21 protein-coding genes are annotated in these 22,075 nt (G+C 70.1%); 13 read left to right on the top strand and 8 right to left on the bottom strand.

Features of this window, described 5'->3' with window-relative positions:
• The first annotated feature begins 8 nt into the window (after positions 1 to 8).
• Genes bcsE through AK36_RS22655 form a run of 6 tightly spaced genes read left to right on the top strand, consistent with a single transcriptional unit; the run spans position 9 to position 7,293 of the window.
• A complete protein-coding gene (gene bcsE / locus AK36_RS22680; protein WP_045579242.1) occupies positions 9 to 1,964 on the top strand; it encodes a cellulose biosynthesis protein BcsE in 1,956 nt (651 codons plus the stop codon).
• The gene (locus AK36_RS22675) at positions 1,961 to 2,170 is read left to right on the top strand and encodes a hypothetical protein (RefSeq protein ID WP_011884388.1); all 210 of its coding nucleotides are present in this window, start codon (positions 1,961 to 1,963) and stop codon (positions 2,168 to 2,170) included. Before bcsE ends, AK36_RS22675 begins: the two co-directional genes overlap by 4 nt.
• The gene (gene bcsQ, locus AK36_RS22670) at positions 2,167 to 3,000 is read left to right on the top strand and encodes a cellulose biosynthesis protein BcsQ (RefSeq protein ID WP_045579241.1); all 834 of its coding nucleotides are present in this window, start codon (positions 2,167 to 2,169) and stop codon (positions 2,998 to 3,000) included. Before AK36_RS22675 ends, bcsQ begins: the two co-directional genes overlap by 4 nt.
• Positions 2,997 to 5,534 carry a UDP-forming cellulose synthase catalytic subunit gene (gene bcsA, locus AK36_RS22665; RefSeq protein WP_045579491.1) on the top strand — a complete coding sequence of 846 codons (2,538 nt, stop codon included), beginning with the start codon at positions 2,997 to 2,999 and terminating at the stop codon, positions 5,532 to 5,534. Before bcsQ ends, bcsA begins: the two co-directional genes overlap by 4 nt.
• Positions 5,535 to 5,560: 26 nt before the next feature.
• Positions 5,561 to 7,114 carry a cellulose biosynthesis protein BcsG gene (bcsG, locus tag AK36_RS22660; protein ID WP_014722846.1) on the top strand — a complete coding sequence of 518 codons (1,554 nt, stop codon included), beginning with the start codon at positions 5,561 to 5,563 and terminating at the stop codon, positions 7,112 to 7,114.
• On the top strand, positions 7,096 to 7,293 hold the full coding sequence (locus AK36_RS22655; RefSeq protein WP_011884396.1) for a hypothetical protein: 198 nt from the start codon (positions 7,096 to 7,098) through the stop codon (positions 7,291 to 7,293). The genes bcsG and AK36_RS22655 overlap by 19 nt, the downstream gene beginning before the upstream one ends.
• Before the next feature lie 55 nt (positions 7,294 to 7,348).
• Here AK36_RS22655 and AK36_RS22650 read toward each other — a convergent pair whose 3' ends face one another.
• From AK36_RS22650 to AK36_RS33290, 5 genes are all read right to left on the bottom strand, one after another.
• On the bottom strand, positions 7,349 to 8,233 hold the full coding sequence (locus AK36_RS22650; RefSeq protein ID WP_045579240.1) for a pirin family protein: 885 nt from the start codon (positions 8,231 to 8,233) through the stop codon (positions 7,349 to 7,351).
• A 26-nt stretch (positions 8,234 to 8,259) separates the two neighbouring features.
• On the bottom strand, positions 8,260 to 8,652 hold the full coding sequence (locus AK36_RS22645) for an OsmC family protein (RefSeq protein WP_045579239.1): 393 nt from the start codon (positions 8,650 to 8,652) through the stop codon (positions 8,260 to 8,262).
• Between the two features lie 49 nt (positions 8,653 to 8,701).
• Positions 8,702 to 10,282, bottom strand: coding sequence for a cation:proton antiporter (locus AK36_RS22640; RefSeq protein ID WP_045579238.1), 1,581 nt, complete (start codon positions 10,280 to 10,282; stop codon positions 8,702 to 8,704).
• On the bottom strand, positions 10,279 to 10,542 hold the full coding sequence (locus AK36_RS22635) for a DUF1427 family protein (RefSeq protein WP_045579237.1): 264 nt from the start codon (positions 10,540 to 10,542) through the stop codon (positions 10,279 to 10,281). Before AK36_RS22635 ends, AK36_RS22640 begins: the two co-directional genes overlap by 4 nt.
• 189 nt (positions 10,543 to 10,731) lie before the next feature.
• Entirely contained in the window at positions 10,732 to 11,127 is a 396-nt protein-coding gene (locus AK36_RS33290; protein WP_146158914.1) for a hypothetical protein, read from the bottom strand.
• Between the two features lie 132 nt (positions 11,128 to 11,259).
• On the opposite strand from AK36_RS33290, the gene AK36_RS22630 reads away from it, so the two are divergent.
• Both AK36_RS22630 and AK36_RS22625 read left to right on the top strand, forming a co-directional pair.
• Positions 11,260 to 12,174 carry a VOC family protein gene (locus tag AK36_RS22630; RefSeq protein WP_011884404.1) on the top strand — a complete coding sequence of 305 codons (915 nt, stop codon included), beginning with the start codon at positions 11,260 to 11,262 and terminating at the stop codon, positions 12,172 to 12,174.
• Entirely contained in the window at positions 12,171 to 12,851 is a 681-nt protein-coding gene (locus AK36_RS22625; RefSeq protein ID WP_045579236.1) for a YoaK family protein, read from the top strand. The genes AK36_RS22630 and AK36_RS22625 overlap by 4 nt, the downstream gene beginning before the upstream one ends.
• 414 nt (positions 12,852 to 13,265) lie before the next feature.
• Here AK36_RS22625 and AK36_RS22620 read toward each other — a convergent pair whose 3' ends face one another.
• On the bottom strand, positions 13,266 to 14,852 hold the full coding sequence (locus AK36_RS22620) for an acid phosphatase (protein ID WP_011884408.1): 1,587 nt from the start codon (positions 14,850 to 14,852) through the stop codon (positions 13,266 to 13,268).
• 218 nt (positions 14,853 to 15,070) lie between these two features.
• Between AK36_RS22620 and AK36_RS22615 the strand changes: the two genes are divergently transcribed.
• The 3 genes from AK36_RS22615 to AK36_RS22605 all read left to right on the top strand — a co-directional run bounded on the left by AK36_RS22615 (position 15,071) and on the right by AK36_RS22605 (position 17,457).
• Positions 15,071 to 16,432, top strand: a complete 1,362-nt coding sequence (locus AK36_RS22615) for a cytochrome-c peroxidase (protein WP_045579235.1) — start codon at positions 15,071 to 15,073, stop codon at positions 16,430 to 16,432.
• Between the two features lie 156 nt (positions 16,433 to 16,588).
• The gene (locus AK36_RS22610) at positions 16,589 to 16,975 is read left to right on the top strand and encodes an RT0821/Lpp0805 family surface protein (RefSeq protein ID WP_011884411.1); all 387 of its coding nucleotides are present in this window, start codon (positions 16,589 to 16,591) and stop codon (positions 16,973 to 16,975) included.
• A gap of 11 nt (positions 16,976 to 16,986) precedes the next feature.
• A complete protein-coding gene (locus AK36_RS22605) occupies positions 16,987 to 17,457 on the top strand; it encodes an NUDIX hydrolase (protein WP_011884413.1) in 471 nt (156 codons plus the stop codon).
• Positions 17,458 to 17,591: 134 nt separating this feature from the next.
• On the opposite strand, the gene AK36_RS22600 is transcribed toward AK36_RS22605, so the two are convergent.
• A complete protein-coding gene (locus AK36_RS22600; protein WP_045579234.1) occupies positions 17,592 to 19,301 on the bottom strand; it encodes a glutamine--tRNA ligase/YqeY domain fusion protein in 1,710 nt (569 codons plus the stop codon).
• A 252-nt stretch (positions 19,302 to 19,553) separates the two neighbouring features.
• Here AK36_RS22600 and AK36_RS22595 point away from each other — a divergent pair, with 252 nt between their 5' ends.
• Together AK36_RS22595 and AK36_RS22590 are read left to right on the top strand one after the other, a co-directional pair.
• Positions 19,554 to 19,763, top strand: a complete 210-nt coding sequence (locus AK36_RS22595; RefSeq protein WP_011884418.1) for an ornithine acetyltransferase — start codon at positions 19,554 to 19,556, stop codon at positions 19,761 to 19,763.
• Positions 19,764 to 19,931: 168 nt separating this feature from the next.
• The gene (locus AK36_RS22590) at positions 19,932 to 20,495 is read left to right on the top strand and encodes an RBBP9/YdeN family alpha/beta hydrolase (RefSeq protein ID WP_011884419.1); all 564 of its coding nucleotides are present in this window, start codon (positions 19,932 to 19,934) and stop codon (positions 20,493 to 20,495) included.
• A gap of 235 nt (positions 20,496 to 20,730) precedes the next feature.
• Here the strand turns inward: AK36_RS22590 and AK36_RS22585 are convergent, their stop codons facing one another.
• Positions 20,731 to 21,951 (bottom strand): CaiB/BaiF CoA transferase family protein, encoded by a 1,221-nt coding sequence (locus tag AK36_RS22585; RefSeq protein ID WP_045579233.1) that lies wholly within the window; start codon positions 21,949 to 21,951, stop codon positions 20,731 to 20,733.
• Positions 21,952 to 22,075: the final 124 nt, after the last annotated feature.

The raw sequence follows: 22,075 nt of genomic DNA, 5'->3' as shown, positions 1-22,075 counted from the left end.
GAAGCGCGTTGAATACCGAAACCGAAGCCACTCGTCCCGCGCGCGGCGCGGCCGGTCTGCTCGGCCCGCTGCGCGCGCTGTTGCGCACGGGGCCGGCCGGCGGTCGCGCCGGCCCGTTGGGCGGGCTCGCGATCGACGGGCTGCCCGACACCTGGACGCAACTCGAAGCGGGCGGCCTGTACGCCGTGTACGCGGCCGCCGACACGCCGGCGTGCGACGCGCTCGTATGGGAAAGCGCGCGGCAGTCGCGCACGCGCGACGTGACCGTCGTGCTGTCGCGCGACGCGGCGCGCGTCGCCGCGCAGATGCAGGCGCGCGGCTTCGCGGGCGGCGCCTTGCCGGCCGGCTGGCCGCGCAATCTGAACGTGCTCGCGATGCCGCCCGAAACGCAGGCGGCCACCGACGGCGAACCCGCGGCCAGTGCGGCGCCCGGCCCGTTCGCGCGCCTCACCGGCGGCCTCGATGCGTTGAAGCGCTACGGCTTTCGTGCGCGTTCGGTGTACTTCATCGAAGGCGCGCAGCGCTGGCTCAGCTGGGACGCGCCGGACGCGCTCGCCGAGGAGGCCTACGCGCTCGCCGACTGGTGCCGCATCCACCGCATCGCGCTGGTGCTGCTGCTCGATCCCGAGCTGGCGCGCGCGGGCAGCGCGCCGCGCACCGACGATCCGCCGCTCGTGCGCGACGCGAATCGCGCGACGCGCAGCGGCTTCCACGGCATCTGCTCGGGCGTCGCGCAGTTGCAGCGCACCCACGGCGAGCTGCTGTGGGTGGTCGACTTCTGGCGCGCGGGCGACACGCTCGCGGCCGGTGAGGTGCGGCCGTTGCGCTTCGCGCCCGACGGCCGTCTCGCGGCCATCGCCGATGGCGTGCCGACCGAAACCGCGCGCGCGATGAAGCTCGCGAGCGACGAGGATCGCGTCGTCGTCAGCCGCGCGGTGCTCGATGCAGGCGGGCGCGTGCCCGCGGGCTGGGAAGTCGTCGACGACAACGCGGCGGTGGTCGCCGCCTGTGCGCACGCGCAGGCCGCCACCGCGGTACTGGCGTTCCGCGCACACGCGCAGCTCGAAGGCGTGTGCGCAGCGGTGCATGCGTTGCGGCGGCAGTGCGGCGGCGCGCTGAAGATCGCCGTCGTCGAGCGCGACGTGGTGCTGCGCCAGCAGTTCGAGATGCTGGTGCTGAGCGTCGGCGCGAACTGTGTCGTCGCGCGCGATTTGCCGGTGTCGCGGATGCAGGCCGCCGTGCACGCGCTGCGCGGCCAGCTCTACGCGCGCCCGGTCGCGTCCGACTATCGGGCGGCGCTCGCCGCCGCGCTCGGCGATTCGGTGCTCGGCTACCTGCCGGTCGGCGCGTTCTGCGAGCGCATCCGCGCGGTGCTCGAGCGCGGCGCCGTGCTGGCGCTGCCGCATACGCTCGCGAAGCTCGCGCTGCTGCCCGGCGTGTCGCATGTCGATGCGCTGCGGCATTGCCGGCCGCGCCGCGCGGGCGACGTCGTGACCGCCGATGCCGCGCACCTGTACGTGTTCCTGTTCGCCTGCGAGCCGGCCGATGCGGAGGATGCGCTCGCACGCATCGTCGACGTGCCGCTCGATACGGTGTCCGACCGCGTCGTGTGTCTCGGGCAGGGCAGCATCGATGCCGAGCTCGATGCGCTGAAGGCCGAGAACCGTCGCGCGCCGATCGCCGACTACAGCGACCTGTTCGCCGCCGAGCAGCCGGCCGGCGCCGCGCCGCCGAAGGTCGAGCGCACCGCCGAGGCCGCCGCAGCCGCCGGGTCCATCGATGCCGCCGAAGCCGGTGAAATCAGCGGCGCGATCGACGCGATCGATACGATCGTCGCGCTCGAAGCGCTGGCCGCCACGCCCGCGCCCGACGATGCAGCGGCGCGGCCCCCCGTCATTTCCGCCGCGCCCCGGCGCGGCGCCATCCGCAGCGCGATGCCGCTGCGCCAGCAGGAGGGCGCATGATCGCCGAACTCGTCATCGGATTCGTCGTCGGCATCGCGATCGCGATACCGGTGTGGATCGTCGCGCAGCACCTGGGCGTCGGTCGCCGCTTCCAGGCGCCGGGCGGGCTCGCTCGACGCGACGCGGTTGCATGCGAACTCGTGCCGGTCGCGTTGCGCGGGCGCCTGCTGCCCGAATTCGAGCGCGCGGCCGGGGCAGAGCAATGAAGACGATCGCCATTACCTCGACCACCGGCGGCGCGGGCCGCACGACGCTCACCGGCGCGCTGGCCGTGCTGCTCGCGCGGCGCGGCCGGCCGGTCGTCGCGGTCGAGTTCGACGTGCAGAACCTGATGGGCGCGACGCTCGGGCTCGACACGCCCGCCGCGCGCGGCCTTGCGCACGGGCTGCTGGCGCGCGCCGACGCTGCCGCGCCGTGGCACGCGCAGACCTACCGCAATGCCGACGGCGTGCTGTTCGTGCCGTACGGGCAGATCGACGCCGCCGACGCGGCCGCGTGCGATGCGCGGCTCGCCGCCGATCCCGCGTGGCTGTCGCGCGCGCTCGACGAGATCGCGCTGCCCGCGCATGGCGTCGTGCTGGTCGACACCGCGCGCTATCCGTCGCCGCAGGCCGAGCAGGCGATCCGCCGCGCCGATCTCACGCTCGTCGTCGTGCCGCCCGAACCGGCCGCATGCGCGAGCGTCGCCGCACGCATCGACGCGTTGCGCGCGGGCGGCGGCGAGCTGCACATCGTCGTGAACCGGCTGAACCCGGCGCGCGACATGCAGCGCGATGCGATCGCGATGCTGCGCGCCGTGGTCGGGCAGTCAGCGGTGCTCGAACAACGCATCCACATCGATGCGGCCGTGCCCGAAGCGTTCGCGCGCGGCAGCTGGATCTTCGACGACGCGCCGCATTCGCAGGCGTCGCACGACCTGAACGGCGTCGCGAACTGGGTCGACGCGTGGCTCGCGACCGCCGCGACCGCCGCGCCCGCCGCGCCCGCCACGCCTGCCACGACCTCGGCGGCCGGCCGCGCCGGAGCGTCGCGATGAAGGCCGCGCTCGCCTCGCGCTGGCGCGCCGCGACGCGGCGCGCGGCCGACTGGTGCGCGCATGGCCTCGGCCTGCCGGCCCAGCGCACGCTGCTCGACTGGCTCGTGCGGCTGTTCTTCCATGCGCCGCCGCCCGGCCGGCCCGACCCGGTGCGCCGCTGGGCGCGCGCCGCGTTCCTGCGGCTCGCGCGCGACTGGGGCGTGCTGCAGCCGCTGAGCCTGCGCGAATGGCTGTGGCGCGCCGTCGTGCGCGCGCCGCGCGCAGCCGACGAGGGGCCCGCGCGCGATCCGCTCGCATGGTTCGATGCGATCGTCGTGCCGGTCTACGTCGCGCTGCGTGCGGTCGCCGCGCGCATCGACGCGTTGTTCGAACGGCTGCCGTGGACGCGCTGGGGCGGCTGGCTCGACGCGCGCGCCAACGGCGTCGGCCGGCATCGCTGGATGGCACCGCTGCTGCTGATCGCCGGGGCGCTGATGTGGGCGGCCGCCGGGATGTCGCCGCTGATGCCCGGCGCGCAGTTCGCCTTCTTCGCGATCGTCGCGGTGCTCGCGCTCGCGCTGCGCCGTCTGCCGGGACACCTGCCGACGCTCGCGCTGGCGTCGCTCGCGCTGCTCGCCACGCTGCGCTACGTGTGGTGGCGCACGACGCAGACACTCGATTTCCGCAGCCCCGTCGAGGCCGTCGCCGGCTACCTGCTGTACGGCGCCGAAGCCTATACGTGGATGATCCTGCTGCTCGGCTTCATCCAGACCGCGTGGCCGCTCGACCGGCCGATCGTGCCGCTGCCGGCCGATCCCGACACCTGGCCGAGCGTCGACATCTACATCCCGACCTACAACGAGCCGCTGTCGGTCGTGAAGCCGACCGTGTTCGCGGCGCAGAGCATCGACTGGCCGACGGCGAAGTTGCGCGTGTACCTGCTCGACGACGGCCGGCGCCCGGAGTTCGCGGCGTTCGCGCGCGAGGCCGGCATCGGCTACCTCACGCGCGACGACAACCTGCATGCAAAGGCGGGCAACATCAACCGCGCGCTGCCGAGAACGCACGGCGAATACATCGCGATCTTCGATTGCGATCACGTACCGACGCGCTCGTTCCTGCAGACCACGATGGGCGTGTTCCTGCGCGACCCGAAATGCGCGCTGGTGCAGACGCCGCATCACTTCTTCTCGCCCGATCCGTTCGAGCGCAACCTCGGCACGTTCCGCGAGGTGCCGAACGAAGGCAATCTGTTCTACGGGCTCGTGCAGTCGGGCAACGACCTGTGGAACGCGACGTTCTTCTGCGGCTCGTGCGCGGTGCTCAAGCGCAGCGCGCTGGAGGAGGTCGGCGGCGTCGCGGTCGAGACCGTCACCGAGGACGCGCACACCGCGCTCAAGCTGCATCGGCGCGGCTACACGTCCGCGTACCTGCCGACCGTGCAGGCCGCGGGCCTCGCGACCGAGAGCCTGGCGGGCCACGTGAAGCAGCGCACGCGCTGGGCGCGCGGGATGGCGCAGATCTTCCGCATCGACAACCCGTTCGTCGGGCGCGGGCTCGGCCTGATCCAGCGCATCTGCTACGGCAACGCGATGCTGCACTTCTTCTACGGGATTCCGCGGCTGGTGTTCCTGACGATCCCGCTCGCGTACCTGTTCTTCCATCTGTACTTCATCAACGCGTCGTCGGTCGCGCTGGCGAGCTACGTGGTCCCGTACCTCGTGCTCGCGAACGTCGCGAACTCGCGGATGCAGGGGCGCTTCCGCCATTCGTTCTGGGCCGAAGTCTACGAGTCGGTGCTCGCGTGGTACATCGCGCTGCCGACCACCGTCGCGTTCTTCAGCCCGAAGCACGGCAAGTTCAACGTGACCGACAAGGGCGGCAAGATCGACGAAGGCTACGTCGACTGGTCGACCTCGAAGCCGTATCTCGTGCTGTTCGCGCTCAACGTGCTGGCGATCGCGGCCGGGCTGTGGCGGCTCGTGGCCGACCAGGGCGACGAGGCCACGACGATCCTCATCACCCTCGGCTGGACCGTATACAACCTCGCGATGCTCGGCGCCGCGCTGGCCGTCGCGCGCGAGACGAAGCAGGTGCGCGTCACGCACCGCATCGCGATGCGCGTGCCGGCCACGCTGCTGCTCGCCGACGGCACGACCGCCGCCTGCTTCACGAGCGACTACTCGACCGGCGGTCTCGGCCTCGAGGCGGTGCCCGGGCTGTCGCTCGCGGTGGGCGACATGCTGACCGTCTGCGTGACGCGCGGCGATCGCCCGTTCCCGTTCCCGGTGCGCGTGAGCCGCGTGACGCCGACGCACGTCGGCGTGAGCTTCGACGCGCTGACGCTCGAGCAGGAGCGTCAGCTCGTGCAGTGCACGTTCGGCCGCGCCGACGCGTGGCTTGACTGGCATACGTCGACGCAGGCCGACACGCCGCTGCGCGGCCTGAAAGCCGTGCTGCGCATCGGCCTCGACGGCTATGTGCGGATGTACAAGGGTGCGGTGCGCAGCTTGCAGGCGCTGCTCGCGCCGAAACTCGACCGGGCGCGCGACTGACGCGGCGCTCACACGGAGTGGTTTAGATGACGTTCTGGAATCTGTATTTCATCCTGAAGTTCGTGCTGTTCGCGACCGGCCATCTGCAGCCGCTGTGGCTGGCCAACCTCGCGTTCGCGCTGGCGCTCGCCGCGAGCGCGCGGGTCCGGCGGCGCGTGTCGCGCATCGTCCGGCAACTCGTCGCGATCGCGATCGCGGTGCCGCTGCTCGCGCACGAGATGCATGCGCCGCCGCTCGCGCGGCTCGCCGAAGCCGCGCGCGAAATGAGCACGTTCCGAGCCGATTACTGGATGGAGCTGCTGCCGCGCCTGCTGCCGCCGTTGCTGGCGTTGACCGTGGCCGGCGTGCTGATCGTCTATTTCATCGTGAACCGCTGGGTGCGCGTCGCCACCTTCGTGCTCGCGGCGCTGATCGTGCTGCCGCTGTGGGAGGCCGGCAGCGGGCTCGTCGCGCGCGGCATCGCGCCGCTGCCGCAGCAGGCGAATGCGGCCGTCGCGCGCGCCGACCAGCCGGAGGATTACAACGCGGCGCTCGCGGCGTTCCGCGCGCAGGAGTCGCAGCGCCAGGTCGCGTTCGGCCATCCCGCCAACGATCCGGCCACGCAGTTCGACGTGATCGTGCTGCACGTGTGCTCGCTGTCGTGGGACGATCTCGACGCCGCGAAGGTGCGCAATCATCCGATGCTGAGCCACTTCGACTACCTGTTCTCGAACTTCAGCACGGCGGCGAGCTACAGCGGGCCGGCGGCGATCCGCGTGCTGCGCGCGAGCTGCGGCCAGGAAGCGCATGCGGACCTGTACAAGAGCGCGCCGCAGCAGTGCCATCTGTTCTCGCAGCTCGCGTCGGCCGGCTACACGGTGCAGACGCTGCTCAACCACGACGGCCATTTCGACAACTTCCTGCAGATCGTCCACGACAACATCGGCGTGCCCGATGCGCCGATGGTGTCGAACGCGGCCGCGCCGGTCGCGATGCACGCGTTCGACGGCTCGGCGATCAAGGACGACTACAGCACGCTCGCGAACTGGTACGCGCAGCGCGCGTCGGTGCCGGGGCCGGTCGCGCTGTACTACAACACGATCAGCCTGCACGACGGCAACCGCGTGGTCGGCAGCGCGCTGACCAGCATCGATTCGTACCCGCAGCGCGCGACCAAGCTGATGAACGACTTCGACCACTTGGCCGACCTGATCGCGCAGTCCGGGCGGCGCGCGGTGATCGTGTTCGTGCCCGAGCATGGCGCCGCGCTGCGCGGCGACCACAACCAGGTCGCCGGCCTGCGCGAGATTCCGACGCCGCGCATCATTCACGGGCCGGTCGGCGTGCGGCTCGTCGGCTTCGCGGGCAATCACGGCACCACGACCGTGATCGATCAGCCCACCAGCTTCCTCGCGCTCGCGCAGCTGCTGTCGAACCTCGTGTCGAACAGCCCGTTCAAGCCGGGCGTGACGCTCGCGCAATATGCGGCCGACCTGCCGCGCACGCGGATGGTGGGCGAGAACGAAGGGACGGTGACGCTGCAGACTGCCGGCGGCTACGCGGTCAAGACTCCGGATGGCGTATGGATCGACGAACAGTGATCAACATCGGCGAAGGCGACGACGACCGCCTGTCGCAACCGAACGACGTGCTGGGGCTCGCGCGGCATCTGCCCGCGCTCGACCCCGCGCGCTACGTGGACGAGCAGGCGCGACGCGCGTTCATCGAGTCGCTCGAACGCTGGCCGACGCTCGCGAAGCTGATGGGATTGACGCGCTGAGTGCGATGAGTGCACCGAGGCCGGCGTGCATGCCGGCCTTGCCGCATGCCGCCGCTCAGTGTGCGTTGCGCTCGGGCTGGCGCGTCCATTCGTGTTCCTCGCCCGGCACCTTGCCGAACGTCTGCGCGGCCCACGCGGCGCGTGCGGCGTCGATCTTCGCGCGCGCGCTCGACACGAAGTTCCATTCGATGAATCGCTCGCCGGGCAGATGCGCGCCGCCGAGCAGCATCACGCGCGCGCCCGACGCGCTCGCGAGCGCGACCGTCGCGCCGGGTTCGAGCACGGCCATCGTCGCCGCGGCGAGCGGCGTGCCGTCGATCGTCAGCTCGCCGTCGACCAGATACACGCCGCGTTCCTCATGCTCGGCGTCGAGCGCGAGCGTCCCGCCGGCCGCGAATTCCGCATAGGCGTAAAGCGTCGGCGAGAACACGGCGACCGGCGACACGAGCCCGAACGCGGTGCCGGCGATCACGCGCACGCTCGCGCCGTCGCGCGTGAACGACGGCAGCGTGTCGGCCGCGTGATGCACGAACGCGGGCTCGACGTCCTCGTGCTCGATCGGCAGCGCGACCCAGGTCTGGATGCCGTGCACCGGCTGTTCGTGCGGCCGGTCCTCGTCGGGCGAGCGCTCCGAGTGGACGATGCCGCGCCCGGCCGTCATCCAGTTCACGTCGCCGGGCACGATCTTTTGCCGGAAGCCGAGGCTGTCGTGATGCATCAGCGAGCCTTCGAACAGGTACGTGACGGTGGCGAGGCCGATGTGCGGATGCGGCAGCACGTCGATGCCGCGACCGGGCGGCAGCACGGCCGGCCCCATTTCGTCGAAGAAGATGAACGGGCCGACGAGCCGGGCCGCGCGCGCGGGCAGCACGCGACGCACGACGAGGTTGCCGATGTCGCTTTCGCGCGGCGTGAGCAGGGTCTTGATCGATGCGGACATGGTGGGGATCTCGTGCGCGGGTGAACTCAGGCGATGGCCGTGTCGATCGTGATCGGATGCGACAGGATCTTGTGGACCGGGCACGCGTTCGCGATCTGCAGCAGGCGCGCGCGCTGTTCGTCCGACAGGTCGCCGTCGAGCGTGATGCGACGCGCGATCGTGCTGCCGGCGCTGCCGGCCTCGTGCGCGAGCTTCACGTGGACCTCCGCGAGCGGCCAGCCCTTGCGTTGCGCGTACATCTTCAGCGTGATCGCGGTGCATGCGCCGAGGCTCGACAGCAGCAGCGCGACCGGCGTCGGCGCGGTGTCGCCGCCGCCGAGCGCCACCGGTTCGTCGGCGCGCCATTGATGCACGCCGTCGGTGAAATGGACCAGATAATCGACCGAGCCGATGCTCGCTTCGACGGACAGTTCGCTCATTGCAATTCCAGGTTGGGGTAGGGGGCGGCCGGCGATCGCGTGCCGGGCGTCACGGCTCGAGCAGGCGCTGCAGCCGCAGCTCCTCGAAATCCAGCTCGGATTCTATGCGGTGCAGCGCGGCGTCGTCGACGCGGCCGTCGCGATGCAGCGCGAGCAGCGCATCGCGCGACACGCCGACCATCTCGAGCTCGACGCCCAGCATCCGCGCACGCACCTGCGCCGGCTGCGCGCCGTCGCGGTGGGCGCGCTCGTTGAACGCGACGCGGTTGCGGTATTCGGTGAGCAGCCGCTCGCGCGACGCGCGCTCGAGGCCGTCGCCGTCCGGCCCGCGCGCATCGAGCGCCGCGAGCGCCGCGCCGAACGTGTGCGCGCGCACCGCGTGCTCGGACATCGTGTGGCGCACGGCGGGGCGCAGCTTCAGCACGCGGATCAGCGGCGCGAGCGTGCCGCCCTGGACCACCAGCGTCGCGATGATCAGCAGGAACGTGCTGAACAGGATCAGGTCGCGCGCGGGAAAATCGGCCGGCAGCGCGATCGCGGCGGCGAGGCTCACGACGCCGCGCATGCCCGACCAGCCGAGCACGACGGCCTCGTGCCACGACCACGGCGGATGGCCGGCGCGCGGCGCGCGCAGCCGCGCGGGCAGCCACATCGCGACGAACACCCAGACGACGCGTGCGGCGATCGCGGCGGCCGTCGCCGGCAGCGCGACGCGCAGGCCGGCCATCAGCACCGCGCCTTCCTGGTTCACGCGCGCGAGAATCGCATGCAGCGCGAGGCCGATCAGGATGAACACGAGCGCGTCGAGCACGAACACGACGGCTTCCCAGGTGGCCTTCGCCTTGATCCGCAGATCGGCGCCGAACACGCGGTGCTGGCGCACGCCGAGCACGAGGCCGCAGGTCACGACCGACAGCACGCCCGAGCCGTGCACGGCCTCCGCGACTCCGTAGCTGCCCCACGCCATCGCGAACGTGACGACGATGCCGAGCATCGGCTCGCGCACGCGCTGCAGCACCCAGCACATCGTGTGGCCGCATACGAGGCCGGTCACGATGCCGATCAGCGTGAGCGAGAAGAACAGCGCGGTGGCGCCCGCGGTCGTGATCGTCACCGCCAGCGCGGCGGAGACGGCCATCTGGTACAGCAGCAGGCCCGACGCATCGTTGACGAGGCTCTCGCCTTCGAGCACCGCGACGAGCCGCGCGGGCAGCGGATGGCGCTGCAGGATCGCCTTCGCGGCGACCGCGTCGGGCGGCGACACGATCGCGCCGAGCGTGAAGCATGCGGCCCACGGCAGCGCCGGGTTCGCCGCATGCACGGCGAGCGCGACGGCCACGGTCGTGAACGCCACCGCGCCGAGCGCCAGCGACGCGATCGACGCGAGCTCGTGCCGGAATTCCTTCCACGCGGTATAGAAGCCGCTCGACATCAGCAGCGGCGGCAGCACGGCCGCGAGCAGCAGCGCGGGGTCCATGTCGGGCACCCGCTTGCCGGCGACGGCCACCACGCAGCCGCCGACGAGCAGCACGACGGCCGGCGGAATCGACACGCGCTCGGCGAGCCACGTGAGCGCGCCCGCGCCGCAGATCAACAGCAGCAGGTAATGAAACAGTTCGACGTTGCTCATGCGTGGTATCGGGGTGCGGTGTGGATCACGATGACTTGCGCGCGTTCGTGGTGCGGCAAGGTGCGCTGGCTGCAGGTTGCGTCGCGCCATGCGGCGCTCGGCCGACAACCTGCGGGCATGCGCCGCGCGACGGACGGGAGCCGTTCGCCGGCCAGCAGGCCGAGCAGGCCGGTGAGCGCGAACCGCGGCGGGGCGGGCGAGTTCAGTTCGAGCGCGCCGTAGAGCATGCCGGCGAGCAGCGAGAAGACAGACGGTTTCATGGAGGCGGGTGTCGTGATCGCCGGGCGGCGGCGCGAGGGCTTCGTCAAAGTTTTGAAAGCGTATCGGGTTTGCGGGAAGAAAAAAAGGGCGGACTGCCGAGACGGACGGCGCGTCCGGCGAGGCCGTGACCGATGGCGAGCGCGGCAAGGATCACGTTCGCGTGTGGGTGCGGATGAGGTCACGCACGGTCACGCCGACGTTCTCGCCCGACGCTGTGTGATGGAAGCGCCGTCGTTCAGACGTCCGCAACTTCGTGCAGACAACGCCGACGTGCTGTTCGATGTCGCCCCGATGCACGAGCCGGCCGCACCGCGCACGGCTATGCCGGATATCACGAGACGACCGGCCGTTTGCCGGGCGAATTCGAAAAAGTGAATCGTCAAAATCCGCTCGACTGGCTCAACCGGTTCCCCGATCATGCGGAAACGCTTTCCGGGCGGACGACGAACCGCAGCGCAGCATGATGCCGCGGCGCGGCTGCGCGGCACCGGATCGCGTACCGGCGCGAGCACGTCGTCGAGCGCGACGGCGAGCTTCGCGACGAACGAGGTCCGCAACCGCGGGCGCCGCTCGCTTCGGTTCACTCGACAATTTTTTCGTGCCTCTCGGTCCGACCGCGGCACGCGTGCCTGCAGCCGCCCCGACGCCCGACGCCGCACGCCCACCGCCCGGCGACGGCCCGCTTCGATGACGATGCAACAACAGGAAACTTCGTGATGCAATCCATTCGCTCCATGCTGGTCGCCGCGCTGATCGCGGGCGGCCTCGCGCTCGCGCCGGCCGCGTTCGCGAAACCGCCGGTGCCGCCGGCCGTCACGCCGACGCTCGCCGTCGGTGCGCAGTACGACACCACGCACGTGTACGTCGCGCCCGAGGACTTCGCGCGCTTCACCGACAGCTTCGTCGCGACGTTCGGCGGCAGCAAGTCGAAGCAGGGCGTGTTCCAGGTCACGCCGACGCCGAGCCGGACGATGTCGCAGCTCGTGTTCACGCCGGTCGGCACGCTTTCGGTGTTCGGCTTCAAGACGCCGGTGCCCTGGCCGTTCGGCGCCGAGCGCACCGGCTATCTGGTGACCGACATGGACGCGGCGGTGAAGGTTGCGCGCGAGCACGGCGCGGACGTGATCGTCGACACGTTCGCCGATCCGATCGGCCGCGATGCGCTCGTCTCGTGGCCCGGCGGCGTGAACATGCAGCTGTACTGGCACAACCAGGCGCCGCACTACGACGCGCTGCAGAGCGTGCCGGAGAATCGCGTGTACGTGTCGCCGCAAAGCATGCGCAAGTTCGTGCACGACTTCGTGAAGTTCTCGAAAGGCAAGGTGGTGTCCGACGATGCCAACGCGCCCGGCATCGAAATCGGCCGGCCGAACGACACGTATCGGCGCATCCGCATCGAATCGGGTTTCGGCAAGATGACCGTGCTCGTCACCGACGGGCAGTTGCCCTATCCGTTCGGCCGCGAGACGACCGGCTACGCCGTCGCCGATCTCGCCGCGACGCTGCAGAAGGCGCAAGCCGCCGGCGTGACCGTGCTCGTGCCGCCGTTCGCATCGGACGGCCGCGACGCGGCGCTCGTGCAGTTCCCGGGCGGCTACATCGCCGAAATCCACGCGAGCGCGACGCGATGAAGCACGAGGACACGATCCTGGCCGCGGTGGCCGGCTTTGTCGACACGCTGAGCTTCGTCGCGCTGTTCGGGCTGTTCACCGCGCACGTGACCGGCAACTTCGTGCTGATCGGTGCGGGCATCGCGGGCTTCGGCCAGGGCGTCGTGCTCAAGCTCAGCGTGTTTCCGGCGTTCGTGTGCGGCGTGATCGCGGCGAGCCTGATCGCGCGCTCGATGTCCGCGCGGCCCGCGTGGCAGGGCGCGCGCGTGCTGCATACGGTGCAGGCCGTGCTGCTGCTCGGCTTCTGCGCGGCCGGCTGGTGGGCGACGCCCGTCACGCAGCCCGACGCGCTGCCGGCGCTCGTCGCGGGCATCGTCGGCACGTTCGCGATGGGCGTGCAGAACGCGCATGCGCGGGTGATCCCGCGCGCCGCCGGCGTGCCGAATACGGTGATGACCGGCAACGTCACGCAGGCGATCCTCGACGCCGTCGAGCTGTGCTCGCGCGGCACGGCCGACGCCGCGCGTGCGACCGCACGCGCGCGCTTCGGCAAGATGCTGCCGGCGATCGTCGCGTTCGCATTCGGCGCGGCGTGCGGCGCGCTCGGGTTCCGCTACGTCGGTTTTCTCGCGCTGCTCGCGCCGGCCGCCGCGCTCGCGGTGCTCGCGCTCGGCGCGGCGCCGCAGGAGCGTGCGTGACGGGGCCGCGCGTGCGCGCTTCGTGATTGGCGGTTTGCCAGCGCGGCTGGTCGCGCTCGCGTTTCGTTGCGGTAGCGCGCGACGATCGGCGGCTTGGTCCGTCAGTGGGCGAACGTTGCGCTGTCGGTACGGTGGGGATGGGCCGATCGTGGGCACAAAATCCATGTGCAACCGCGTGCTGACTGCACGACCGTCGGCGCCCCTGACTGGCATGCTCAAGCCCGCGCAACGCCGAGGCGGCGACGCGATCGAGCAGGCCGCAGGCACGATGTGCATCACGTCGGCGCCGAGTCGAAGCAAGACGGGTGACGCACGCGCCACGGCGCGGCAGATGAAAAAAGGGCAGCCGCGACGGGCTGCCCTTGGTTCGACCGGCCGGCGTGGTGGCCGGTCCGGTCGTGACGATGCTGCGTGTTACAGGTTCGGCGACAGCGCGAGCGCGTTCGTCAGGTCGCCCATCGGCTGTGCGCCGTTCGCCTTCAGCGCGTCGTCGCGCTGTTGCAGGCCCGCGAGGCGCGGCAGCGAGAAGCGGCGCGTGATGAAGCGCAGGATCGAGCCGGTGTCGTACTGCGTATGGTCGACGAAGCCCTTCTTCGCGAACGGCGACACGATCAGCGCCGGAATGCGCGTGCCCGGGCCCCAGCGGTCGCCGCTCGGCGGTGCGGCGTGATCCCAGAAGCCGCCGTTCTCGTCGTAGGTGACGATCACGACCATGTTCTTCCACTGCGGGCTGGCCTGCAGGTGCGCGATCACGTCGGCGATGTGCTGGTCGCCGGACGTGACGTCCGTGTAGCCCGGGTGCTCGTTCAGGTTGCCTTGCGGCTTGTAGAACGTCACCTGCGGCAGCGTGCCCGCGTCGATCGCCTTGATGAAGTCCGCGCCGTTCGCGCCGCCGTCGAGCAGGTGCTGCGCACGGTTCGCGGTGCCCGGCGCCTGGTTCGCGTAGTAGTTGAACGGCTGATGGTGCGGCTGGAAGTTCGGCGTCGACAGATCGGCGCCGTAGATCACGTTCGACGTGCCGTTCTGGCTCGCCTGCAGCGCCTGGCCCCACGCGCCCGAATACCATGCCCACGACACGCCCGCGCCGGTCATCAGGTCGCCGATGTTGGTGGCCGTCTGCGGCGGCATCGTCGACGGGTTCGCCGGGTCGGCGAGCAGCGGATCGCCGCCTGTGGCAGCCTTGTTGCCGCTCGGCTGGTAGGCCGGCTGCATCGTGTTCACGCCGTAGAAGTCGGGCGTGAGCGCGCCGTCGTTGACGAACTTCGGCGGGCCGCTCAGCGCGGAGGCCGGCGAGTTCGACGCGACCTGCAGCGACTTGCCGTCGGCGTTGAGCACCGCGATCTTGCCGGCCGCGACGCTCTTGTCGGCGTTCGGGTAGTACGGTGCGCACGCGCAGACCAGGTACTGGTGGTTCAGGAACGAACCGCCGAACGCGCCCATGAAGAAGTTGTCGGCCAGCACGTACTGCTGCGCGAGCTTCCACAGCGGCAGCTTCGACGGATCGGGCGTGTAGTGGCCCATCGTCAGGCCGCCCGCATCGGTCCAGGCGGCGTACATGTCGTTCTTGCCGCCGTCGATCTGCATCTGGTCCTGATAGAAGCGGTGCACGATGTCGCGCGTCGCGATGCTCATCGGCTGGTTGAAGCCCTTCGGATCGTCGATCGCGAACGGCGCGTTCGGCAGGTTCGCCGTCATCGCCTCGGTGACCGCCGGCGTGATGCCGGTCGCGGTCAGGCCGCCCCAGACCTTCGGCAGCGTCGCGAGCGTCGAGCCGTCGCGGTCCTTCTGCACCGAGTTCGCGGCCGTCGCGTTCTGCAGGCCGTTCGCGCCCGGGAAGTTGCCGTACAGGTTGTCGAAGCTGCGGTTTTCCGCGTAGATCACGACGACGTTCTTGACGGCCGACAGACCCTGTTGCGTGACATCGTCGCCGCCGCAGGCGGTCAGGCTCAGCGCGGCCGCGAGCGCGATCGGCGTACAGCGAATCCAGGCGTGCTTCTTCATGCGTTTTTCTCTCTCGTCGTTTGTCACGTGTGGGAACCGGGTGGTGTTCGGCCGGCGCGGACGCGGCGTGGCATCGACCGGCTGCGCGCATTATCTGGAACCCATTTGACAGGCTGGTGTAGGGCTGCTTTCAATTCGCTGTCGGCTTACCGTCATGCGACCGTCATGCAACTGACATAAGCTCCGGCCGATCGACCACCGCTACAAGAAGAACGACGATGCACAGCCTTCCGAACTCCCGCGCGTCAGCGCGATCGTTGCTGCCGGCCATGGCGGCGCTGCTCGCGGCCGGCGCGCTCGCCGCCCTGGCCGGGTGCGACGCGCGGCCCGCCGCGACTGCCGCGGCCACAGCGGTCATTTCCGCCGCCCAGGCCGCGCCGGCCGCGCCGACGCTCGCACCGGCGGTCGCGCCGCCCAATCAGCCGCAGAGCCGCGCGCAGGTGTTCGAGGGCGTGAAGCAGATGACGGCGCTCGGCAAGCAGCTGTTCTTCGATCCGTCGCTGTCGGGCTCGGGCAAGCTCGCGTGCGCGTCGTGCCACAGCCCCGACCATGCGTTCGGGCCGCCGAACGCGCTGTCGGTGCAGCTCGGCGGCGACGACATGCATCGCACCGGTTTTCGCGCGGCGCCGTCGCTGAAGTACCTGCGCGGGATCCCGCCGTTCAGCGAGCACTTCCACGATTCGCCGGACGAAGGCGACGAGAGCATCGACGCGGGGCCGACGGGCGGCCTGACGTGGGACGGCCGCGTCGATACGCGCGATGCGCAGGCGCGCATCCCGCTCACGTCGCCGTTCGAGATGAGCAGCTCGCCCAAGCGCGTCGCGCAGGCCGTGCGCGCGGCGCCGTATGCGGACGCGTTCCGCCGCGCGTTCGGCGACCCGGTGCTCGCCGACGATCAGGCGACCTTCGCCGCGGTGCTGCGCGCGCTCGACGCGTTCCAGCAGCAGCCGGCGCTGTTCGATCCGTACACGAGCAAGTACGACGCGTATCTGGCCGGCCATGCGAAGCTCACGCCGGCCGAACTGCACGGCTTGCAGCTGTTCAACGACGAGCGCAAGGGCAACTGCGCGAGCTGTCACGTGAGCCAGCGCACGCTCGAAGGCGGGCCGCCGCAATTCAGCGATTTCGGGCTGATCGCGATCGCGGTGCCGCGCAACCGCGCGCTGGCCGTCAATCGCGACGCGCGCTTCCACGATCTCGGCGCGTGCGGGCCACAGCGCACCGACCTGAAGGGCCGCGACGAATTCTGCGGGCTGTTCCGCACGCCGTCGCTGCGCAACGTGGCGTTGCGCAAGACCTTCTTCCACAACGGCGTGTACCACTCGCTCGACGACGTGCTGCGCTTCTACGCGGAGCGCGACATCCATCCGGAGAAGTTCTATCCGGTCGTGCACGGCAAGGTGCAGATCTACGACGACCTGCCGAAACGCTACTGGCCGAACATCAACCGCGAGCCGCCGTTCGACCGCAAGCGCGGCGACGCGCCCGCGCTGAACGCCGCCGAGATCAAGGATGTGATCGCGTTCCTGAACACGCTGACCGACGGATATCAACCTGCGGCCGATCACGCGGCGCGCTGAGCGCAGCGCACGCGGCACGCATGCTATGCTCGCTCGCTGACAGGCGTGGCGAGTGGCGCGTGCCGGTTCGGCGGCCGCCGGTTTGCCGGCTGGCCAGCCACCGGCGCACCGGCCGCGCGCCGCGCCGTTCGATCGAACATCCAAGGAGAACAACACATGTCGATGCGTGCATCCCTTTCCGTCGTCACGCGCGTGCTGGCCGGCGTCGCGTGCGCAGCCGCGCTGCTGCCCGCCCATGCGCAAAGCAACCTGGGCTTTCTGAACGACACGCCGCTGACCTATTTCAGCAACGCCGACCAGGAGTCGCTGGCCGACGCCGTCGCGCACGCGCGCGACACCAGCAAGGACGGCCAGACGTCGACGTGGCGGAGCAGCAGCAGCGGCACGCAGATCGTGGCGAAGCTCACGCCGTCGACGAGCCACAGCGACGGCCGCACGTGCCGCGAGGTCGTGACGGAGATTGCCGCGAAGGGCCAGACGCTGACGCTCAAGCCGTTCTACTGCAAGACGGCCGCGGGCGCGTGGCAGTTGCAGAAGCGCTGAGCGCACGCGCAATGACGCGCGGCGGCGCGACGCGCACGGTGTCGTGCGGCGTCGTGATCCTCGATACGGCGGGCCGCGTGTTCCTTGCGCATGCGACGGACACCACGCACTGGGACATCCCGAAAGGGCAGGGCGAGCCCGGCGAGACGCCGGCCGATGCGGCGCTGCGTGAGCTGCGCGAGGAAACCGGCGTCGAACTGGCGGCGGCGCGGCTCGTCGATCTCGGCCGCTTCGCCTATCGCCACGACAAGGATCTGCATCTGTTCGCGGTGCAGGTCGCGGACGACGAGATCGATCCCGCGCGCTGCACGTGCACGTCGCTGTTCCCGAGCCGTCGCGACGGCTCGCTGATTCCCGAGATGGACGCGTACCGGTGGACCGCGCCCGACGAAATCGACGCGTATGCGAGCCGTAGCCTCGCGCGGCTGTTTCACACGGCGTTGCCGCTCGCGGATGTGCAGCGCCGGCTCGCGGGCGGGTGACCCCGGCGGCGCGGCCTTGTGTGCAGGCAATGAAAAAACGGCCCGAAGGCCGTTTTTTTTCGATCGTGCGACATGCGTCGCGGCGATCGCGCGATGTGCGCCGCAGGCCACCGGCCCGCGCGCGCAACGGCCCGTCAGGCCGGCTTGCCCCAGCTGTCGCGCAGCCCGACGATGCGGTTGAACACCGGCTTGCCCGGCTTCGAGTCGATGCGATCGGCGACGAAATAGCCGTGGCGCTCGAACTGCAGGCGCGTTTCCGGCGCGACGTCGCCGGCGCCCGGTTCGACGTAGGCCTGCGTGACCTTCTTCGAATTCGGGTTGAGCGCGTCGAGGAAGTTCGCGCCGCCTGCGTCCGGGTGCGGCTCCTTGAACAACCGGTCGTAGATCCGCACTTCGGCCGGCTGCGCGTGCTTGGCGCTGACCCAGTGGATGTTGCCCTTGACCTTGTAGTTGTTCGCGCCTTCGGTGCCCGACTTGCTGTCCGGGAAGTAGTTGCAGTGCACGGCCGTCACGTTGCCGTCGGCGTCCTTGTCGAACCCCGTGCATTCGACCACGTAGCCGTAGCGCAGGCGCACCTTGTTGCCCGGGAACAGCCGGAAATAGCCCTTCGGCGGCGCTTCGGCGAAGTCGTCGCGTTCGATCCACAGCTCGCGCGAGATCGGGAACGTGCGCACGCCGCGCTCCGGATGATGCGGATGCACGGGCGCCGTGCAGGCTTCCTCGAGGTCTTCCGGATAGTTGTCGATCACGAGCTTCAGCGGATCGAGCACGCCGACCGTACGCGCCGCCTTGTCGTCGAGGTCGTCGCGCAGCGCGCCTTCGAACACGCTCATGTCGATCCATGAGTCGACCTTCGTCACGCCGATCCGCTCGCAGAACAGCTGGATGCTCTCCGGCGTGAAGCCGCGCCGGCGAATCCCGACGATGGTCGGCATGCGCGGGTCGTCCCAGCCTTCGACGTGGCCTTCGGTCACCAGTTGCAGCAGCTTGCGCTTGCTGGTGATCGCGTACGTGAGGTTCAGGCGCGAGAATTCGATCTGTTGCGGCAGCGGCCGCGTGAACACGCCGGCTTCGGCGAGCTCGTTGAGCACCCAGTCGTACAGCGGACGGTGATCCTCGAATTCGAGCGTGCACAGCGAATGCGTGATGCCTTCGAGCGCATCCGAGATGCAGTGCGTGTAGTCGTACATCGGATACACGCACCACGCGTCGCCGGTGCGATAGTGGTGCGCGTAGCGGATCCGGTAGATCACCGGGTCGCGCATGTTCATGTTCGGCGACGCCATGTCGATCTTCGCGCGCAGCACGTGCTCGCCTTCCTTGAACTCGCCGGCCTTCATCCGGCGGAACAGGTCGAGGTTTTCCTCGGGCGAACGGTCGCGATACGGCGACGGCTTGCCGCCTTCGGTCAGCGAGCCGCGGTTCGCGCGCATTTCGTCCGCGCTCTGGCTGTCGACGTACGCCTTGCCGCGCTGGATCAGCAGCTCGGCGAATTCGTAGAGCTTGTCGTAGTAGTCGCTCGCGAAATACTGATGATCGACCGCGTCCTTGCGCCAGTCGAAGCCGAGCCAGCGCACCGCGTCGACGATCGAGTCGACGTATTCGACGCTTTCCTTTTCCGGGTTCGTGTCGTCGAAGCGCAGGTGGCACACGCCGCCGTAGTCGCGTGCGACGCTGAAGTTCAGGCAGATGCTCTTCGCATGGCCGATGTGCAGATAGCCGTTCGGCTCGGGCGGGAAGCGCGTCTCGACGCGGCCGCCCCATTTGCCGGTGCGGTTGTCGTCGTCGATGATGTTGCGGATGAAATTGGAAGCCGCGGGGGCGTCGTTACGTTCGGTGCTCATGCGGTTGGCGTCAGGTTGTGTCGGCGCGTCGCGCCGGTTTAATCCTGCAATTCTACCTGACCGGGGTCCGTCCCGCGCGGGTTGCGGCGGCGCCCGCGCCGGGGCGCGCCGCGCAACCCAGTATCTCGATAGTGTGTCGGCTGTAACACGAGGTAAATCGGTTTGCCGCGCGTGTTCGGCTGTTTCTATGATGGCTTTACCGATTCGACGCCGCCATTCGTATTATTTGCCGGCGAAAGGAAGCCAACAATCATGATGAAGCAGACCACTTTTCTCGTTCGTACCGCCGTGATCGTCGCGGCCCTGTCCCAACTCGGCGCATGCGCGATGACGCACACGCAGCGCAACGCCGGCATCGGCGCGGCCGCGGGCGGCGCGCTCGGTTATCTCATTACCGGCGGCCCGATCGGCACGGTCGCAGGCGCGGCGGCCGGCGGCCTGGTCGGCGCCGGCGTGCGTTGAGCGAAGCCGGCGCATGAGCGCTGACCGCTCGTGACGGCGCGCGCGGCACGCGACGCACCGGTTTCCCGCGCATCCATTCCGCAATTCGACAGGCAGCAATCAGGGAGGACCGGATGTGCGACACTTCGTCGGCTTCACATAACGATTTCATTCGTCGACGAAACCTTCATGAGCGATTCACTCGTGTTCGTGCTGCCGGGCTACGCCAACTCCGGCCCGCTGCATTGGCAAAGCCGCTGGGAGCGGGCCGACGCGCGCTTCGTGCGCGTGGCGATGCCCGACTGGAACCACGCATTCCGTAACGGCTGGTGTCTCGCGCTCGACCGTGCGATCGACGCCGCGCGCGGCCCGGTGACGATTGCCGCGCACAGCCTCGGCACGTTGACCACGGCTTGGTGGGCCACCCGCTATGCGCGGCCAGCCGCGTTGGCGAAGGTGCGCGGCGCGCTGCTGGTCGCGTTGCCCGATCCGGCCGGGGCCGTGTTTCCGGCCGACGCGCACGGCTTCGGGCCGGTGCCGCACGAACGGCTGCCGTTTCCGACCCGCGTGGTCGCGAGCAGCGACGATCCGTACGGCTCGATTTCATTCGCACGCGGTTGTGCGCAGGCGTGGGGCAGTGTGTTCCACGATCTCGGCCCGCGTGGTCATATCAATGCGGACAGCGGGCTCGGCGACTGGCCTGACGGGCGCCGCTGGCTCGACGCGCTGGGCGGTGGGGCGGAACGCGGCTGACGCGTGCGTGCCGAGTGCCGAGTGCCGGCCGTCGCGCCGGCCGGGCGCGAACTGCGGATCATCGGCTGGGGGGCACTACGCGCCGCTCACGCCGCAACGGATGAGCTGGCGCCCGCCTTGTCCTTCACGCTGCGCCGGCTTGGCCGGCGCTCGCCATGCGGCACCCGTTGCGACGCACCGGTCGGTTCCCGCGCGCCGCTGACACCGCGAGCGCCGCACCGCGTCCGCGACATACTCAAATCGCCTGCTTCGCGCGCAACGCCGCGATGCGCGAGTTGTCGTAGCCGAGCATGTCGCGCAGCACGTCTTCGGTCTGCGCGCCGAGCAGCGGCGGGGCCGTACGCGCGTCGGGCGGCGTCGCGCTCATCCGGATCGGATTGCGCACCAGCTTCACGTCGGCGCCGCACGGGTGCGGCAGCGACACCTGCATCCCGCGCGCGACCACCTGCTCGTTGGCGAACACTTCGTCGAGTTCGTTGATCGGCCCGCACGGCACGCCGGCCGCTTCGAGCGCGGCGATCCAGTCGGTCTTGCCGCGCGTCTTCACCATCTCCGCGAGGATCGGCACCAGCGTGTCGCGATGGCGCACGCGCGACGGGTTGGTCGCGAACCGCTCGTCGAGCGCGAGCTCCGGCCGGCCGCCGGCCTCGACGAACTTGCGGAACTGCCCGTCGTTGCCGACCGCGACGATGATCCAGCCGTCGCTCGTCTGGAACGTCTGGTACGGCACGATGTTCGGATGCGCGTTGCCCCAGCGCACCGGCGGCTTGCCGCTCGCGAGGAAGTTGGTGTTCATGTTCGCGAGCAGCGCGACCTGCACGTCGAGCAGCGCCATGTCAATGTGCTGGCCTTCGCCCGTGCGGTCGCGGTGCGCGAGCGCGGCGAGCACCGCGATCGTCGCATAGAGGCCGGTGGCGAGATCGGCGATCGCGACGCCGGCCTTCTGCGGGCCGCCGCCCGGCTCGCTGTCGCGCTCGCCGGTGATGCTCATGAAGCCGCCGATCCCCTGCACGATGAAGTCGTAGCCCGCGCGATGCGCGTACGGGCCCGTCTGGCCGAAGCCGGTGACCGAGCAGTAGACCAGGTCGGGCTTCACCGCGCGCAGCGATTCGTAGTCGAGCCCGTACTTCTTCAACTGCCCGACCTTGTAGTTCTCCAGCACGACGTCGCTTTGCGCGGCGAGCTCGCGCACGATCTGCTGGCCTTCCGGCGTCGCGATGTCGACCGTCACCGAGCGCTTGTTGCGGTTCGCCGCGAGATAGTACGCGGCCTCGGCGGTGTCGGCGCCGTTCGCGTCCTTCAGGTACGGCGGCCCCCAGTGGCGCGTGTCGTCGCCGGCGCCGGGGCGCTCGACCTTGATCACGTCCGCACCGAAGTCGGCAAGCGTCTGCGCGCACCACGGGCCCGCGAGCACGCGGGTGAGGTCCAGCACGCGGATATGGCTCAGGGCACCCATCGTCGATTCGTCTCCTGTCATGGCTCGCCGCGGCCGGCGAAGGATTGGCATGCCGAGCATCTTAAGGCGAATCGTCCCGGCCGGTGGCCCATTCCGGTCGTCCGGCGAGGCGGGCCGCTGCCGT

The sequence above is a fragment of the Burkholderia vietnamiensis LMG 10929 genome (assembly GCF_000959445.1).
GTDB classification, from domain to species: domain Bacteria; phylum Pseudomonadota; class Gammaproteobacteria; order Burkholderiales; family Burkholderiaceae; genus Burkholderia; species Burkholderia vietnamiensis.
This window is presented reverse-complemented; position numbering and strand designations above follow the sequence as displayed.

Coding starts and splice junctions, on each gene's coding strand:
- AK36_RS22675 (WP_011884388.1), top strand. CDS start 1,961: ATGATCGCCGAACTCGTCATCGGATTCGTCGTCGGCATCGCGATCGCG.
- bcsQ (WP_045579241.1), top strand. CDS start 2,167: ATGAAGACGATCGCCATTACCTCGACCACCGGCGGCGCGGGCCGCACG.
- bcsA (WP_045579491.1), top strand. CDS start 2,997: ATGAAGGCCGCGCTCGCCTCGCGCTGGCGCGCCGCGACGCGGCGCGCG.
- bcsG (WP_014722846.1), top strand. CDS start 5,561: ATGACGTTCTGGAATCTGTATTTCATCCTGAAGTTCGTGCTGTTCGCG.
- AK36_RS22655 (WP_011884396.1), top strand. CDS start 7,096: ATGGATCGACGAACAGTGATCAACATCGGCGAAGGCGACGACGACCGC.
- AK36_RS22650 (WP_045579240.1), bottom strand. CDS start 8,233: ATGTCCGCATCGATCAAGACCCTGCTCACGCCGCGCGAAAGCGACATC.
- AK36_RS22645 (WP_045579239.1), bottom strand. CDS start 8,652: ATGAGCGAACTGTCCGTCGAAGCGAGCATCGGCTCGGTCGATTATCTG.
- AK36_RS22640 (WP_045579238.1), bottom strand. CDS start 10,282: ATGAGCAACGTCGAACTGTTTCATTACCTGCTGCTGTTGATCTGCGGC.
- AK36_RS22635 (WP_045579237.1), bottom strand. CDS start 10,542: ATGAAACCGTCTGTCTTCTCGCTGCTCGCCGGCATGCTCTACGGCGCG.
- AK36_RS22630 (WP_011884404.1), top strand. CDS start 11,260: ATGCAATCCATTCGCTCCATGCTGGTCGCCGCGCTGATCGCGGGCGGC.
- AK36_RS22625 (WP_045579236.1), top strand. CDS start 12,171: ATGAAGCACGAGGACACGATCCTGGCCGCGGTGGCCGGCTTTGTCGAC.
- AK36_RS22620 (WP_011884408.1), bottom strand. CDS start 14,852: ATGAAGAAGCACGCCTGGATTCGCTGTACGCCGATCGCGCTCGCGGCC.
- AK36_RS22615 (WP_045579235.1), top strand. CDS start 15,071: ATGCACAGCCTTCCGAACTCCCGCGCGTCAGCGCGATCGTTGCTGCCG.
- AK36_RS22610 (WP_011884411.1), top strand. CDS start 16,589: ATGTCGATGCGTGCATCCCTTTCCGTCGTCACGCGCGTGCTGGCCGGC.
- AK36_RS22605 (WP_011884413.1), top strand. CDS start 16,987: ATGACGCGCGGCGGCGCGACGCGCACGGTGTCGTGCGGCGTCGTGATC.
- AK36_RS22600 (WP_045579234.1), bottom strand. CDS start 19,301: ATGAGCACCGAACGTAACGACGCCCCCGCGGCTTCCAATTTCATCCGC.
- AK36_RS22595 (WP_011884418.1), top strand. CDS start 19,554: ATGATGAAGCAGACCACTTTTCTCGTTCGTACCGCCGTGATCGTCGCG.
- AK36_RS22590 (WP_011884419.1), top strand. CDS start 19,932: ATGAGCGATTCACTCGTGTTCGTGCTGCCGGGCTACGCCAACTCCGGC.
- AK36_RS22585 (WP_045579233.1), bottom strand. CDS start 21,951: ATGGGTGCCCTGAGCCATATCCGCGTGCTGGACCTCACCCGCGTGCTC.